Raw genomic sequence first — 14046 nt, 5'->3', positions numbered from 1 at the left:
CTTCTCGGAAAAGGATCGCACCACTCGGTGCCGAGGCTGGATGGGAACAATGCTGAAGCGGCCGCCGGACCTGGCCTTCGACCTCGGCAAGATGCACCGCAGGCGCAACGACGTGGCGGCCGCGCGCGAGGCGTTCCAGATCGCCATCGCCTCCGGCCATCCGAACTGGGCGCCGTTGGCCGCCGCCGAGCTCGGCGGGCTGCTCAGCGCGACGGGTGACAAACCGGCCGCGGAAGGCGCCTACCACGTCGCGGTCGACTCAGGCCATGAGGACGCGGCGCCGCGCGCGGCCTACAACCTCGGCCTGCTGCTGGCCGAGCGCGGCGACACCGCGGCGGCCGAAGCGATGTACGAGCGCGCCGCCGAATCCGGTCATCCCGACGCGGCGCCGCGGGCCTGGATCAATCTCGGTTATTCGCGCGCCAAGCGTGGGGACGCGGACTCGGCGCGCCTGGCTTACCAGCACGCGATCGACGCGGGCCCCGGCGACATCGCGCGGCTCGCCCTGTCCAACCTGGCCTACCTGCTGCGCACCGCCGACGACCTGGACGGCGTCAAAGCCGCCTACCGCACCGTCATCGACGGCTGGCCGGCGGAGCAGTCGCTCATCGTCGCGGGCGACCTGGTCCAGCACCTGAGCGAGGCGGGCGATCTGGCGGGGGCCAGGGAGGTCAGCCGGTCCTTGGCCGAAGCGGACGATCCCGCCGTGGCCGCGCGGGCCAGTTTCGACATCGGGGTGTTCAGCGAGCAGCTCGGCGAGCCGGACGTGGCGCTGGCGGCCTTCCAGCGCGCCCTCGATTCGACGGATGCCGAAGCCCGCGTCCGGACGGCGGCGGCGCTCGCGCCGATCTACCACGAACGCGCGGCGACCGTGCTGCGCGAGACGGACTGGGCCGGGCTGGCGCACGCCCACGGATCGGCGAGCGACGCTCCCGCCATGCTCGCCGACCTGATCAGCGCGGCCGTCGAGGAGCAGGCGCGCGGGATCGTCTTCCTGTACTCCGCCGTGCTGCACCAGGGTTCGATCTACTCCGTCACCGCGCCCGCCGCCGAGGTCGTGCTCGGCGCCCTGCTGCACGAGCGCACCGACGTGACCTACGCCCGCGCCTGGCTGCGCGAGCCGCAACCGCTGCGCCTGGATCTGCTCAACTGGCTGCACGAGGTGATCGCCACCGCGGCATGGCAATCCGCCGCCGAGGACGACGCCGAGCTCACCCCGGCCGACCGCGCCGCCGCCGCGGCCTGCTTGGCGCTGCTGCCGCGCGTGCGTGCCGCCACCGCGGCCGCGCTGGCCATGGCCGAGGCCGCCGCGGTGGCCGACGCCGCCACCGAGGTGCTCGCGACGCTCAGCACGCTGCCCGCCGTCAGCGGCTGATCGCGCGCAGCACGGCCGCGACCGACCGCTCGGCGAGTTCGTCGGTGAGCGGCAGGTGCCCGAACAACGCCCGGTAGTAGATCGGCGCGGCGACCGCGTCCAGCACGAAATCCAGATCGATGTCCGGGTCCACTTCGCCGCGCGCGATGGCCGAGCGCAACGCCGTCGCGGTGGTTTGCCGCCGCGGTTCGAAGACGGTGGCCAGGAAATGGGCGCGCAACCGCTCGTCACCGGACAGGTCGGCGACCAGCGCGGGCAGCACCCGGTGCAGCGACGTATCGCGCAGGGCCGCAACCAGATCTCGCATGGCGCCGGTCAGGTCGGCGCGCAGGTCGCCGGTGTCGGGGGTCGGTCGCACGCCGAGCAGTCCGGCGACCACGTCCACCACCAGGTGCCGCTTCGACGGCCATCTGCGGTAGATCGCCGGTCGGTGCAGGCCCGCCCTCGCCGCGACCCGGCCGATGGACAAGTCCGCGTATCCCACCTCGTCGAGCAGTTCACGCGCGGCGGCGAGCACCGCGGTGTCGATGCGGTCGTCACGGGTTCGCCCCGCCATCAGAACACCGGGCGCGGCATCAGGACAACACGCCAGCCGTCCGGATCGGGAAAGGTCAAGCCTCCGTTGGCGGCCCAGAACGGATTCTCCGCCTCCACCGGTTCGACGCCGAACTCACCGAGCCGCTGTGCGACGTCGTACATGTGCGACTCGCCCGCGAAGTAGAGCACCAGCAGGTTCTCCCGGCTCGGCGCGTCGCCAGGGCTGCCGTGCACATGCGTGGTGAATTCCAGGTGGTACCCGGCTCCTGGCAATCCGACCATCACCCCGTCGTAGCCCGCGTGGTCGTGGAAGCGGTAGAGCTCGCGCAGGCCGAGCCCTTCGACATAGAACCGCACCACCTCGTCGAGCCGGTCGGTCGGGCGGGCGATACGGACCTGAGCGACGCGCAGAGAGTCGGGCCAGCTGTCATCGGTGTCCATAGTTCAACGATACAGTACGGACTGTACTGAAATCGGCACCGAAGAAATGCCGAGGGCCGTCCCCGTTCGATCGAACGAAGACGGCCCTCGGCACCTTCTGATCAGCTCACTCGGCGGACTCCACGCGCCTGCGGACGCGACGCGCCGCCGCGACCATGTTGCGCAGCGACGGCTCCAGCTGCCAGTAGTGCCGGGTCTTCAGGCCGCCGTCCGGATTCGCCCACAACCGCTGCGGCGTCACCGCTTCGGCTGCCGCGGTGAGCAATTCGTCCAGCTCGTCGATATCCGGGATCCGCGCGGACCGGCTCTCGTACACGCCGGGGCCGACGCCGTGGCTGAGTCCGTGACCGGTGGCGCAGTCCTCCTTCAGCGCCCGCAGCACCCAGTCGATCGAGCGCGTCGCGACGATGGCGGTGACATCGGCGTCCAGTTCTTCGATCGCCTCGACCACCTCGGCGCGGCCGGAATACCCGATGTGCGTGTGGATCTGGGTCTCCGCCTGCACCCCGGACGTAGCCAGGCGGAACGCGCCGATCGCCCAGCGCAAGTACTCGGCGCGGCCCTCAGGGCGCAGCGGCAGCATCTCCCGGATCGCGGGCTCGTCGACCTGGATGATCGCGATGCCAGCCTTCTCCAGGTCGACCACCTCGTCGCGGATGGCCAGCGCCACCTGGTCGGCGGTCTCGTGCAGGGGCTGGTCCTGCCGGACGAAGGAGCGGGCGATCATGGTGACCGGCCCGGTGACCATGCCTTTGACCGGCTTGTCGGTGAGCGACTGCGCGTAGGTGATCCAGTCCACCGACATCGGCGCGGGCCGCGACACGTCGCCGTAGATGATCGGCGGCCGCACGCAGCGGGAGCCGTACACCTGCACCCAGCCGAAGTGGGTGGTCGCGAAACCGTCGAGCAGCTCGGCGAAGTACTGGATCATGTCGTTGCGTTCGTGCTCGCCGTGCACCAGCACGTCCAGGCCGATGTCCTCCTGCAACCGGATCGTGGCCTCGATCTCGGCCTCGATCCGCTTGCGGTACTCCTCGTAGGACAACCGGCCCTGACCGAGTTCATAGCGCGCCTGGCGGATGCGGGCGGTCTGCGGGAAGGAGCCGAGCGTGGTGGCGGGCACCGGCGGCAGGTTCAGCTTGCGCTGCTGGGCTTCCCGGCGCACCTCGTAGGGCTCCCGCGAGCGCATGTCCGAGGTGATGGCGTAGACCCGCTGCCGCACGGCGTGCTTCTGCTTGAAGTGCACCTCCGTGGGCCGCTTGCGCCACTTGTCCGAGGGGCCTTCGGTGAGCGCCTTCGCGAGCGAGACCACTTCGCCCACCTTCTGTTTCGCGAACGCGAGGCGGTCGGCGACGTGCCCGTCGAGGTCGTATTCGACCAGCAGGTCGTAGGGCACGTGCAGCAGCGTGGTGCCGGTCGAGACCACCAGATCGGGGCACACCTGCGCCAGCTCGTTGAGGTATTCCAGCGTGACGTAGCGGTCGGCGCGCCAGACGTTGCGTCCGCTGATCACGCCCGCGTACAGGCGCTTGCGGCGGATGCCGGGCACCCGCGCCAGATCCTCCGGGCGCATCCGGTGGCTGGCGAGGTCGAGGCCGATCGCCTCGATGTTCGTGCTCGCGAGGATGGTCAGCGCCTCGCCGAAGTCGCCGTACTGTCCGGTGACCAGGATGCGCGGGCGCAGCGGGGCCTTGCCGAGCCGCTGATAGGCCGACTCGAACGCGGCCAGTTCCGCGGGCGTGCGCTCGCTGGTGAACGCGGGCTCGTCCAGCTGCACGCAGGTGGCGCCGCGCTTGGCGAGGATCTCGAACAGTTCCTCGTAGACCGGCAGCAGCTTGTCCAGCAGGCTCAGCGTGTCGAATCCGCCGGACTCACCGGGGATGTGCCCGGCCTTGGACAGCAGCAGCAGCGACACCGGGCCGATGACCACCGGCCGCAGCTCGATGCCCACCGCCTTCGCGCGGTCGAATTCGTCGAGCAGCGCCTCCGGGTGCAGCGAGAACTCGGTGTCGGCGTCGACTTCCGGCTGGCGGTAGTGATAGTTCGTGCCGAAGAACCGGACCAGCTCCAGCGGCGGCAGGTCCGGCCGGCCGCGGGCCATCAGGAAGTAGAAGTCCAGTGGATGCAGGCCTTCGCGATACGGCTCGAACCGCTTGGGCACCGCGCCGAACAGCAGCGCGTTGTCGAGCACGTGGTCGTAGAAGGAGAAGGTGTTGCCGGGCACCTGGGTCAATCCGGTGGCGGCCAGCTCGTTGAACTGGGTCTCCTGGATCTCCCGGCCGACCGCGAGCAGCTCCTCGCGCTCGAGCGAACCGTGCCAGTAGGCCTCCAGCGCCCGCTTGAGCTCGCGGTGCGGCCCGATCCTGGGATAGCCGAGGATGCTCGACCCGTAGCCGTCGGTCACGTTCACCATGAGCGGGATACCTTCTTTCGATCACCTGCGCGGCCCTTGCCGGGATCGACGGATCGATCCGGCGCTGCGCTCCGGATACCCAGCCGAACCGTCGCCATTGCCCGGCTGTTGCAGCTTATGCCGATTGCCGTCACCGGCTCGGCGACACCGATCTGGTCGGCTCCGCGTCGAGGTCGGACAGCGCCACCGGCTGGGAGCCATCGCCGCGGCGCACCCGCTGGCAGATAGTTGTGCTCGCATTCTCAGCCCCGTCGGGTGCGAGTCTTACGAGCACCGTTCGCGGCCCGTCTCGCGTCCGAGTGTCCGTCACGCATGCGCCGCAAGCGCGAGCGGCGGACGCTCGGACGCGAGACTCCCAGGGGCCGCGAACATGCAGCGCCGCAGGCGCTGCAAATCAAGCACGGTACTGGTAGAAGCCCGCGCCGGTCTTCTTGCCGAGCAGTCCCGCCTCCACCATGCGCATCAGCAGCGGAGGGGCCGAGTACAGCGGCTCTTTGAATTCGCCGTACATGGAGTCGGCGATGGACTTCACGGTGTCCAGGCCGACCAGGTCGGTCAGCGCCAGCGGGCCCATCGGGTGGGCGCAGCCGAGCACCATCGCCTTGTCGACGTCCTCCTTGGTGGCGAAACCGGACTCCACCATGCGGATCGCCGACAGCAGGTACGGCACCAGCAGCGCGTTGACGACGAAACCGGAGCGGTCGGCCGAGCGCACGACCTGCTTGCCGAGCACGTCGCCGGCGAAGGCCTCGGCCCGCGCGGAGACCGACTCGCTGGTCTTGAGCGTGGTGACCAGCTCGACCAGCGGCAGCACCGGGACGGGATTGAAGAAGTGCATGCCGACCACGCGCTCGGGGTTCGCCGTGGCGACCGCGATCTTCATGATCGGGATGGAGGAGGTGTTGGAGGCCAGCACGGCCGAGGGGTCGGTGACGACCTTGTCGAGTTCGGCGAAGATGCTCGTCTTCACCTTCTCGTCCTCGAGCACCGCCTCGACCACCAGCTGGCGGTCGGCGAAGTCGCCGAGGTCGGAGGTGAACCGCAGCCGCCACGCGGCCTGTTCGCGCTCGCGCTCGGTGATCTTGCCGCTGCTCACACCGCGATCGAGGGACCGCAGGATGCGTGCGCGGCCCGCCGCGGCCAGTTCCCGGGTCTGCTCGTACACCAGTACGTCGACGTGCGCCCTGGCACACACCTCCGCGATTCCGGCGCCCATCTGGCCGGCGCCGATGATGCCGACGCGTTGGATCTTTTCGCTGCTCACGTCCCGCTCCTGCTGGGTTGTCTGGCTCTGGGGTGGCTGGTCTGCGAAGGTTTCGCTCCGGTGTGAGCGCGTCCTTCGATGGTCCAAGGTATAGGGATGCCCTCCCCGCCGGGGCTGTTCAGCGGGGAGGGCAGTACACCCCTACCGGAGTAGAGGAATGTCGGTTTTCACGTCGGGAACCTCACTTCCCTCGGCTAGTACCGGTTGTGGGCATCGGTTCGTGAGTTCGGCTGCTTACGCAACCACCCACGCGCGAGGGCCATCGAGCGCCGTTCGCGGCTTAATGAAACTGACCCTCTTCGGTCGAGCCCTTCAGCGCGGCCGTCGAGGTGTTCGGGTCGACGGTGGTGGCGATGGTGTCGAAGTAGCCCGCGCCGACCTCACGCTGGTGCTTGATGGCGGTGAAGCCACGCTCGGCGGCGGCCTTGAACTCGCGCTCCTGCAGGTCGACGAAGGCGGTCATGCCCTCGCGGGCGTAGCCGTAGGCCAGGTCGAACATGCCGTAGTTGAGCGAGTGGAAGCCGGCCAGGGTGATGAACTGGAACTTGAAGCCCATCGCGCCGAGCTCACGCTGGAACTTCGCGATGGTCGCGTCGTCCAGGTGGGCCTTCCAGTTGAAGGACGGCGAGCAGTTGTAGGCCAGCAGCTGGTCCGGGAACTCGCCACGGACGGCCTCGGCGAACTTGCGCGCGACCTCGAGGTCCGGCACGCCGGTCTCCATCCAGATCAGGTCGGCGTAGGGGGCGTAGGCCTTGGCACGCGCGATGCAGGGCTCGATGCCGTTCTTCACACCGAAGAAGCCCTCGGGGGTGCGGGTGCCGTCCAGGAACTCACGGTCGCGCTCGTCCACGTCCGAGGTGATCAGGGTGGCGGCCTCGGCGTCGGTGCGGGCGATGATCACCGACGGCACGTCGGCGACGTCGGCGGCCAGACGCGCGGAGGTCAGGGTGCGGATGTGCTGCTGGGTCGGGATCAGCACCTTGCCGCCCAGGTGGCCGCACTTCTTCTCGGAGGCCAGCTGGTCCTCCCAGTGCACACCGGCGGCGCCGGAGGCGATCATGGCCTTCTGCAGCTCGTAGGCGTTCAGCGCGCCACCGAAGCCGGCCTCGGCGTCGGCGACGATGGGGGCCAGCCAGTTCGACACGGAGGTGTCGTTCTCGATCTTGGCGATCTCGTCGGCGCGCAGCAGCGCGTTGTTGATGCGGCGGACCACGGCCGGAACCGAGTTGGCCGGGTACAGCGACTGGTCGGGGTAGGTGTGGCCGGAGAGGTTCGCGTCACCGGCGACCTGCCAACCCGACAGGTAGATGGCCTTCAGACCGGCGCGGACCTGCTGGACGGCCTGGTTGCCGGTGAGGGCGCCGAGGGAGTTGATGTAGTCCTCGTTGTTGACGAGATCCCACAGGATCTCCGAGCCGCGGCGGGCGAGGGTGTGCTCCTCGACGACGGTGCCCTGGAGCTTCGACACCTGCTCCGCGGTGTAGTTACGGGTGACGCCCTTCCAGCGGGGGTTGGTGTCCCAATCCTTCTGGATTTCCGCGGCGGTCCTCGGGGTGCCGGTGGTCGACATCTGTGACTCCACTTCTTCGTTCGGTGCCGCCGCCCGGTTCGAGCTACGAAACAGCTCGTACTGCTGGAGCGGCGATTTGCAGGCTTGCTAGGCCCTTGGGGTGTACTTCCACACGATGGCACACGAAGAAATAGCCGTCTACCTGTTGTTAGTGTGAATCTAAGCTAGGTTTTCCACCCTCTTTGCTAACCCTGCAAAATTTGCCCCCGAATTGCAGCAGTGCAATCTACCGGCCGGTAGCTCTGACATGGGGTTTTAGCGTAACGCTCGTACTGTTAGCGATCGGCGAGCGGCCCCCTTTACCCCGGCGCTGCCATTCCCAACTGTGAGGACCTTCACAGAACTCCTGTGGTCCATGCCACGCGTCGATCACCGGCTCCGATCACCCGGCCTCCTCGGTTTCCGAACCCCGGAGCATGCCTGCTCCGCCCGCCCTGCGCGCTCCGCAGCCGCCCGCCACGCCCACTGCCCGGCACCGCCATCCACGCTCCGCAGCAGCCCGCCATGCCCGCCGCCCGGCACCGCCATCCGCGCTCCGCAGCTGCCCGCTACGCCCACCACTCGGCACCCCGCCCTGCGCGCTCCGCAACTATCCGTCATACCCGCTGCTCGGCAGCCGCCATGCGCGCTCCGCAGCTGCCCGTCATGCCCGCCGCTCGGCACCCGCCATGCGCACCCCGCAGCTGCCCGCCATGCCCGCCGCTCAGCACCCGCCATGCGCCCGAAGGCCGTCAGTCGGATTCCTCGGACCATCCCCATAGCCGGGGTCGGCGCGCGGAGTCCGGCGTGATGCGCCCGGCCGCGATCAATGCCGCGAAGGCGGCGCGCTTGCGGGGGCAGTCGTGGTCGCGATGCAACTGCATCGCGCGATGAGCGTCAGCGAGCGTGGAGGCTTGCCGCGGTCGGCTACACGTCCACGCCTCCGGCCAGGTCACCGGCCGCAAGGAACAACGGGCACGGGCGGGATTACGCGGGCGGTCGGGACGGCGCGGTCGGGCGATCGGCCAGACGCATGCGACACCGACCGCGGCGAACGCGCCACCTCCGACCACGGCGAGAATGCTGTGCACTATTTGCCACATGCCCACGGCCGCTCGCCTTCCGCGACACAGCCGTTGTCCGCGCCCGCCGGAGGCAGCGCCAACTGCGCGAGCCCGTCGAGCACCTGTTGAAAGGTCACCACGTCCGGCGTCCCCTCGAGCGCCGGTCCACGCTCGCTGTCGTCGAGCGGGAAAGCGATACCGCGACGATGAGCACGTTCACGCGGACTGAACTGCTGCGGATCGATCCGGCCGCTCTGCACCAGCGTGCAGTAGGCGACCCACTTCCAGGCGCACTGCTCGATCCGGCAGGCGCGGTGACGCTGCATCTGCTGGTGCGCCAACCCGAGATCAGCGGATGCGCAGACGCGCGGCGGAGCCAGGATCACGTGTCGATCCATCACGCCGCCCCGACTCCGACCCTCGGCGCAGCCTGCGCCGACCGCGCCCAAGTGCACTGTGGGCAAACGGTTTCCAGATCGAACCCCGCGTCACAGACCAACGCGGGCCGGTTGTCCACATGCTCGAGATCGAAAACAACGAGCACTTCGATCCCGAGCCCGCCCGCGATCGAGAGCACCTACCCGATCGGATCATCGACATCGGCCGGTGGACGAACCGTGTAGACGTATTGATAGCCGAGCGCGAGAGCATGCCGCTGCACTGCCTCGGCATGCCGTGCTGCGTCCGCACCGGACACGTCACTGCGAACGAGCCCGATGGCCTTCGGCTCTTCCCCACTCGCGGCCGAGCCGAGACTCGAGCCGACATCCACGACTTGCCTGTTCATCCACAACCCCCAGCATTTTCGTAGCGATACGTCCGACCTGCGGCACCGGCGCGGTTCCCGCGAGCGCCCCAGGCGCGTGGCACACAGCGAGTACAGCACCATTCAGCCCGAAAATGGAGTGATAACAATATGATTGGACACAGGAAGATTCATTCCAGATCAACTGGAATGCTTTCATAGCACTGCTAACGAAAGGTGGGGGTTCGCGTGGCAGCCCAGACGACGACTCTTCCGCGCAGACTGCTGGCTCGACGCCTGCTCGAGCTGCGCGAGAACGCCGGACTCACCAGGGACAAGGCGGCCAAGCTGTCCGAGATGAGTTCACAAACGTTGTGGCGCTTGGAGAACGGCCAGGTCGCCATGGTCAAGAAGATGGTGATCCGAGCACTGTGCGACGTGTACGACGCGAATGACGACGACCGGCAAGCGCTGCTCTGGCTGGCGGAAGAGGCACGCAAGACGGGTTGGTGGCAGTCCTACAGCGACGCGATGTTTGCGAACACGGACTTGTTCGTCGTGCTCGAACAGGCCGCCTGCCATGTCACGTCGTTTCAATTGACCTTGCTGCCAGGTTTGGTGCAGACAGCCGACTACCGCCGTGCCGTTGCCAAGGCCTTCATCCCAGCGTTGACCGATGACGCAATCGACCGGCACATCGAGTTGCTCACCAAACGACAAGCACGGCTTCAGGAACCACCTGACCGATTCAGCCTGGACGTGAGACTGAGCGAGGCGACGTTGCGCCACCAGATCGGTGGCGCTGCGGTCATGGCAGCCCAGTCCAGTCATTTGGCGGAACTGAGCGGCTTCCCGAACATATCCATCCGAATCGTTCCACTGAGCGCCGGTTCCTACCTCGGACTGGAGGCAGGTTCCTTTGTATTGCTGGAGTTTCCCGAACACCCGAACCCGTCGTTGACCGAGCCGCCCGTGATTTACGTCGAGGGCTACACTGGGGCCCTGTACCTGGACAAACCCGACGAGATCGATCAGTACCAGACCGCGCGGTCAAGTGTCGAGAGTGCGGCACTGAGCGAGGACGAGTCCCGAGCGCTGCTGGTGGCAATTGCAGAGGAGTACGGAGCGTGAGTGCCGACCTATCGACGGCGAAGTGGTTTAAAAGCAGTCGCAGCGGCACCGGCAAAGACTGCGTCGAGGTCGCACATCTCACCGGAGGCATGGTCGGTGTCCGTGACTCCAAGAACTCCTCCGGGCCAGCGTTGATCTTCACGCCCTCCGATTGGGACGCCTTCACGTCAACCATCACCGATGGTGGGTTCGATTTCGCAGAGTGAGCACGCTTCCTGCTCGCCAACACGCGGCCCGTACCAGGACATGCATTCTCAGGTACGGACCGCTGTCGTATCGACTATTCCGGCTCACGAGTGGCACATGAGCGAGAGCCCTTCTCGCGTTTTGCCGCAGCCTTGTGCCACTCGTGGCGGAAGCTGGTCGATCTGAAGGGCCGGGTTCGGCCCTGGGGGTGGATGGCAGGATGGGCATGGGCATGTTGCACGAGCGCTCCCGAAGGCCCTGTCTGTCAGCGCCATGATGTGACGAGCCGCGCAGGCTCTGTCCCGCCGATAGCTAGTGGTCTGACAGGATTTCGCCGACTCGCGCGGCCCATCCCGCCGGATGCGTCAGGTTCCCGTTGTGCCCGCCGGGGAATTCCACCACCGGCACGCCGCGCAGTGCCGCCAACTCGTGGGCGGCTTTGTAGTCGAAGACGTGTCGTGGGGTGGTCTCCCCACAGGCCGGGACGATGCGCACCGGGGATTGCCGCAAGGCCGCGACGTCCAGGTGGTCGGCGCGGATCGCGGCGAAGTCGTGTCCGAGGAAGTATTCGAAGTTCGCGGCGCGCTCTGGGCCGAGCGGGGCGGCGGTCACGCCGGGTTCGCGGTCCTGGTTCTGCGGATCTATTCCCAGCGTCCGCACCATCGGGGCGAGCGCCGCCTGCCATCCGCGCTCGGCGAACACCTGTTCGCAGTGTTCGAGTTCGCCGAGCTGGGTGGCGCGGTCGGCGGCGGCCAGCAGCCACGGCGTGACGGGCTCGTGCGCGATGAGAGTGTGCAGCCGGTTCGGATGGTCGACCGCGAGATGCAATCCGATGGCCGCGCCCATGCTGCACCCGAGCATTGCCACGGGCCCGTCGGTCAACGCCGAGAGCAGGCGGTGGACGTCGTCCGCGTGCGTCGCGACCGAGGCGGGCACCACCGGATCGCGAAGGACACTGCGGGACAGGCCGCGCCGGTCGTAGGTGACGACGGTGAAGCGCCGCTCCAGATGACCGACGAGATCCTCGCTTCGCCGTGCGTCCCCCTCTCCACTCTGCGCGATGAGCAGCATCGGACCGCTGCCGCGCACTTCGTAATACAGGTCGGCTCCGGGGACCTGGAGCGTCCCGGCGGAAATCGTGTTCATGCAGAGAAGGCTAATCCATCAATTAAGATACATCAATCTTGATACATCTGGACTGATGTAAAGTTCCCCTCGTGGACGGAGTCGAACTGTTCCTGCTGGGCCGGGCGTTGATGAAGATCGGCGAGCAGGCGTTGCCGACGGCCGGACTCGGCGGCGGGCACCGCCCGGTGCTCGTGGTGTCGAGCGACATCCTCGAACACCCCGACAGCACCGTGGGCGAAATCGCCGCGCGCACAGGGTTGCCGCAGAGCGCGGTCTCCACCGCGGTGGCACGGCTCAAAGAGGCCGGAGCGATCGTCTCGACGGTCGACCCGCGCGACCGAAGGCGCACCCTGATCCGCCCGGCCGACGAAGCTTCACCGCGAGTCGCCGAAATCCGCGCCGCCCCCGTGGATCATGCGGTAGCAGCCGCACTACCCGACGACCCAGCCACCGTGCGCGAGGTCCTCGAAGCCATCGCCACCCTCACCCGCCACCTACGCCCCCGCGAACGCCGCGCCGACCTCTGACAGCCACTCCGAGATTCAGTGCGCCTCGCGCGCAGACCAAATGGCCAGTTCCCCGCCCGGCATACAGATCACACGATAGCCGCCCGGCCCGACGACTCCCCATGCCTCGTATTCTTCATCTACAGGAACGTGAATCCTCGCCCCGGATTCGAAAACAACTATCAAACCGGACCCGTCTTCAGCGCTGGAGGATGTCACAGCACTCCCGATCAGCGCGTTCAAATCGGTCGCGATACTGCCGTAGTCCTCGGACGACGCGCTCGACGTCTTCCCGTCCGCGGTGGTGAACTCGATATCGCCCTCGATCTGGAGTTCGAACTCCGAGTTCGGGCCGAATCGAATCGTCAGCGCGTATCCTATAAGAACTTCGGATACGCGCTGACCTACCAATGATATTTCCATTCTTACCATCCTTGGGGCGTCGGAAATGTTCCATCCGGATTCTTCGGTATGTGGGTCGCAGCCTTGCTTCCAGGTTTTCCGTCGAGTCCGATGGGTTGGCCGTGCTCATTATAGAAGCGAACATATCCGTTCGGGTATTGCGCGGTCGGCTCCGCGTCACGGAACATATTCGCATTCCCCTTGGACCCCGGCTTCTGCCAGACCCACCCCTTTCCGTTGTCCGCTCGCCTGACCTCCCACCCCTCGGGAACGTGATTCGGCCGCTTCGGGGTTCCCGCGCCGATGATCTTTTTGCCGAGCTCCCGGAGTCGTTGCAGGACAGACCGAATGTTGGTAGGGAGTTTTTCGAGAGCCTTCAGTACTTTGAAACCGATGCCGGCGAGGATCGTGCCGACTCGGGAAGCATAGTTCTTCACCTTGAGCGCGATCTTCCCCGCCTTCGCGGCAGCAACCGCCGCAGCACCGAAACCTGCCGTCAAAGCTCCGGCGACGATACTGAAGGCAACACTTGTCGCGATCTCGAGGGCGATCTCCTCGGCGAGTTCCCTGAGGAGATCCTTGAGTTTCTCGCGGAGGCTGTCGATCGCCGCTTTGTGGTCACGGCACGATTGCGCAATCTCCGCATAAAGACCGAGAATACTTTCGGCCGACGACTTCATCTCCCGGATATCTTCGTCGACGTACTCCAAGTCGGGAGCCGTCTCGGTATCAAAATTGCTTGCGAGACTCTCGAGAAGAGCAGGCAGGTTGCCCGCCCCATCAGCGGATGCGAACTTCGACCAGACATCGGCGGCGATTTGCAATTTATCGGGTTCGCCGTCCGGGATCGAGACACCGAAATTCTCCAGTGCGGAAACCGCAAAACCGACATCATCGAAGAGCCCGCTCCCAGGACCGCCGGCGGATGGAGGTGGAACTACACAGGCGGCCCAGGCCGGAGGAAACTGTGTCGGTTCGACTGGCGCCGCGCGGCCGCTTCCTTCCTCATGATCGGCGAGGGCGTAGTTGTAGCCGCAAGCCTGTAACACGTTGGCATAGTTGCCCATCGCCTCGACGAGCGACTGCGTCAAGGTCATCGCCTCGGTGACGGTTTTGTCGTATGAGGTTGCCCAATCCTTGGACGCCCCGACGTTGCCGCCCATAGCGTCTGTAATGCGCAGAGCGGCCATCTGATCGGCGAAAATCTTTTGAAATGAACAGGCGTAACTGTTGAGGCTGGCACCCGCCAACGCATACACCAGCGGATCCACAACGAGTTCGGACATCGGCGATGGGGCCTTACCC

At 66.9% G+C, this 14046-nt stretch carries 14 protein-coding genes; 4 read left to right on the top strand and 10 right to left on the bottom strand.

Annotation, left to right across the window (positions count from 1 at the left end; all coding sequences use genetic code 11):
- The first annotated feature begins 49 nt into the window (after positions 1 to 49).
- Positions 50 to 1375: a tetratricopeptide repeat protein gene (locus ACH49X_RS12245; RefSeq protein WP_324722495.1), complete on the top strand. Its 1326-nt coding sequence runs from the start codon at positions 50 to 52 to the stop codon at positions 1373 to 1375.
- On the opposite strand, the gene ACH49X_RS12240 is transcribed toward ACH49X_RS12245, so the two are convergent.
- The 7 genes from ACH49X_RS12240 to ACH49X_RS12210 form a co-directional block, all read right to left on the bottom strand.
- Positions 1365 to 1931, bottom strand: coding sequence for a TetR/AcrR family transcriptional regulator (locus ACH49X_RS12240; protein ID WP_195080662.1), 567 nt, complete (start codon positions 1929 to 1931; stop codon positions 1365 to 1367). The two genes, ACH49X_RS12245 and ACH49X_RS12240, sit on opposite strands and share 11 nt — an antisense overlap.
- Entirely contained in the window at positions 1931 to 2353 is a 423-nt protein-coding gene (locus ACH49X_RS12235; RefSeq protein ID WP_195080663.1) for a VOC family protein, read from the bottom strand. Before ACH49X_RS12235 ends, ACH49X_RS12240 begins: the two co-directional genes overlap by 1 nt.
- A gap of 106 nt (positions 2354 to 2459) precedes the next feature.
- Positions 2460 to 4766, bottom strand: a complete 2307-nt coding sequence (gene metE, locus ACH49X_RS12230) for a 5-methyltetrahydropteroyltriglutamate--homocysteine S-methyltransferase (RefSeq protein ID WP_195080664.1) — start codon at positions 4764 to 4766, stop codon at positions 2460 to 2462.
- Positions 4767 to 5160: 394 nt separating this feature from the next.
- The gene (locus tag ACH49X_RS12225) at positions 5161 to 6030 is read right to left on the bottom strand and encodes a 3-hydroxybutyryl-CoA dehydrogenase (protein WP_063017438.1); all 870 of its coding nucleotides are present in this window, start codon (positions 6028 to 6030) and stop codon (positions 5161 to 5163) included.
- Between the two features lie 280 nt (positions 6031 to 6310).
- Positions 6311 to 7600, bottom strand: coding sequence for an isocitrate lyase (gene aceA, locus ACH49X_RS12220; RefSeq protein WP_067797205.1), 1290 nt, complete (start codon positions 7598 to 7600; stop codon positions 6311 to 6313).
- A 731-nt stretch (positions 7601 to 8331) separates the two neighbouring features.
- Positions 8332 to 8463 (bottom strand): hypothetical protein, encoded by a 132-nt coding sequence (locus ACH49X_RS12215; protein WP_323124547.1) that lies wholly within the window; start codon positions 8461 to 8463, stop codon positions 8332 to 8334.
- Between the two features lie 206 nt (positions 8464 to 8669).
- Positions 8670 to 9041: a hypothetical protein gene (locus ACH49X_RS12210; RefSeq protein WP_357207425.1), complete on the bottom strand. Its 372-nt coding sequence runs from the start codon at positions 9039 to 9041 to the stop codon at positions 8670 to 8672.
- A 596-nt stretch (positions 9042 to 9637) separates the two neighbouring features.
- On the opposite strand from ACH49X_RS12210, the gene ACH49X_RS12205 reads away from it, so the two are divergent.
- The gene (locus ACH49X_RS12205) at positions 9638 to 10519 is read left to right on the top strand and encodes a helix-turn-helix transcriptional regulator (protein ID WP_357207422.1); all 882 of its coding nucleotides are present in this window, start codon (positions 9638 to 9640) and stop codon (positions 10517 to 10519) included.
- Positions 10516 to 10725, top strand: coding sequence for a DUF397 domain-containing protein (locus ACH49X_RS12200; protein WP_195080668.1), 210 nt, complete (start codon positions 10516 to 10518; stop codon positions 10723 to 10725). Before ACH49X_RS12205 ends, ACH49X_RS12200 begins: the two co-directional genes overlap by 4 nt.
- Positions 10726 to 11017: 292 nt before the next feature.
- Here the strand turns inward: ACH49X_RS12200 and ACH49X_RS12195 are convergent, their stop codons facing one another.
- Positions 11018 to 11851, bottom strand: coding sequence for an alpha/beta fold hydrolase (locus ACH49X_RS12195; RefSeq protein ID WP_357207421.1), 834 nt, complete (start codon positions 11849 to 11851; stop codon positions 11018 to 11020).
- 71 nt (positions 11852 to 11922) lie between these two features.
- On the opposite strand from ACH49X_RS12195, the gene ACH49X_RS12190 reads away from it, so the two are divergent.
- Positions 11923 to 12360 (top strand): MarR family transcriptional regulator, encoded by a 438-nt coding sequence (locus ACH49X_RS12190; protein WP_357207418.1) that lies wholly within the window; start codon positions 11923 to 11925, stop codon positions 12358 to 12360.
- Between the two features lie 15 nt (positions 12361 to 12375).
- Here ACH49X_RS12190 and ACH49X_RS12185 read toward each other — a convergent pair whose 3' ends face one another.
- Together ACH49X_RS12185 and ACH49X_RS12180 are read right to left on the bottom strand one after the other, a co-directional pair.
- The gene (locus tag ACH49X_RS12185; RefSeq protein WP_357207415.1) at positions 12376 to 12762 is read right to left on the bottom strand and encodes a DUF6188 family protein; all 387 of its coding nucleotides are present in this window, start codon (positions 12760 to 12762) and stop codon (positions 12376 to 12378) included.
- 2 nt (positions 12763 to 12764) lie between these two features.
- Positions 12765 to 14027: a hypothetical protein gene (locus tag ACH49X_RS12180; RefSeq protein ID WP_195080672.1), complete on the bottom strand. Its 1263-nt coding sequence runs from the start codon at positions 14025 to 14027 to the stop codon at positions 12765 to 12767.
- Positions 14028 to 14046 lie beyond the last annotated feature (19 nt).

It is taken from the genome of Nocardia sp. NPDC019323 (assembly GCF_044389845.1).
GTDB classification, from domain to species: Bacteria; Actinomycetota; Actinomycetes; order Mycobacteriales; family Mycobacteriaceae; genus Nocardia; species Nocardia implantans.
This window is presented reverse-complemented; position numbering and strand designations above follow the sequence as displayed.

Bases quoted from the DNA above. Each gene is read 5' to 3' on its own strand.
- ACH49X_RS12245 (WP_324722495.1), top strand. From the start codon at position 50: ATGCTGAAGCGGCCGCCGGACCTGGCCTTCGACCTCGGCAAGATGCAC.
- ACH49X_RS12240 (WP_195080662.1), bottom strand. From the start codon at position 1,931: ATGGCGGGGCGAACCCGTGACGACCGCATCGACACCGCGGTGCTCGCC.
- ACH49X_RS12235 (WP_195080663.1), bottom strand. From the start codon at position 2,353: ATGGACACCGATGACAGCTGGCCCGACTCTCTGCGCGTCGCTCAGGTC.
- metE (WP_195080664.1), bottom strand. From the start codon at position 4,766: ATGGTGAACGTGACCGACGGCTACGGGTCGAGCATCCTCGGCTATCCC.
- aceA (WP_067797205.1), bottom strand. From the start codon at position 7,600: ATGTCGACCACCGGCACCCCGAGGACCGCCGCGGAAATCCAGAAGGAT.
- ACH49X_RS12215 (WP_323124547.1), bottom strand. From the start codon at position 8,463: ATGCAGTTGCATCGCGACCACGACTGCCCCCGCAAGCGCGCCGCCTTC.
- ACH49X_RS12210 (WP_357207425.1), bottom strand. From the start codon at position 9,041: ATGGATCGACACGTGATCCTGGCTCCGCCGCGCGTCTGCGCATCCGCT.
- ACH49X_RS12195 (WP_357207421.1), bottom strand. From the start codon at position 11,851: ATGAACACGATTTCCGCCGGGACGCTCCAGGTCCCCGGAGCCGACCTG.
- ACH49X_RS12185 (WP_357207415.1), bottom strand. From the start codon at position 12,762: ATGGAAATATCATTGGTAGGTCAGCGCGTATCCGAAGTTCTTATAGGA.
- ACH49X_RS12180 (WP_195080672.1), bottom strand. From the start codon at position 14,027: ATGTCCGAACTCGTTGTGGATCCGCTGGTGTATGCGTTGGCGGGTGCC.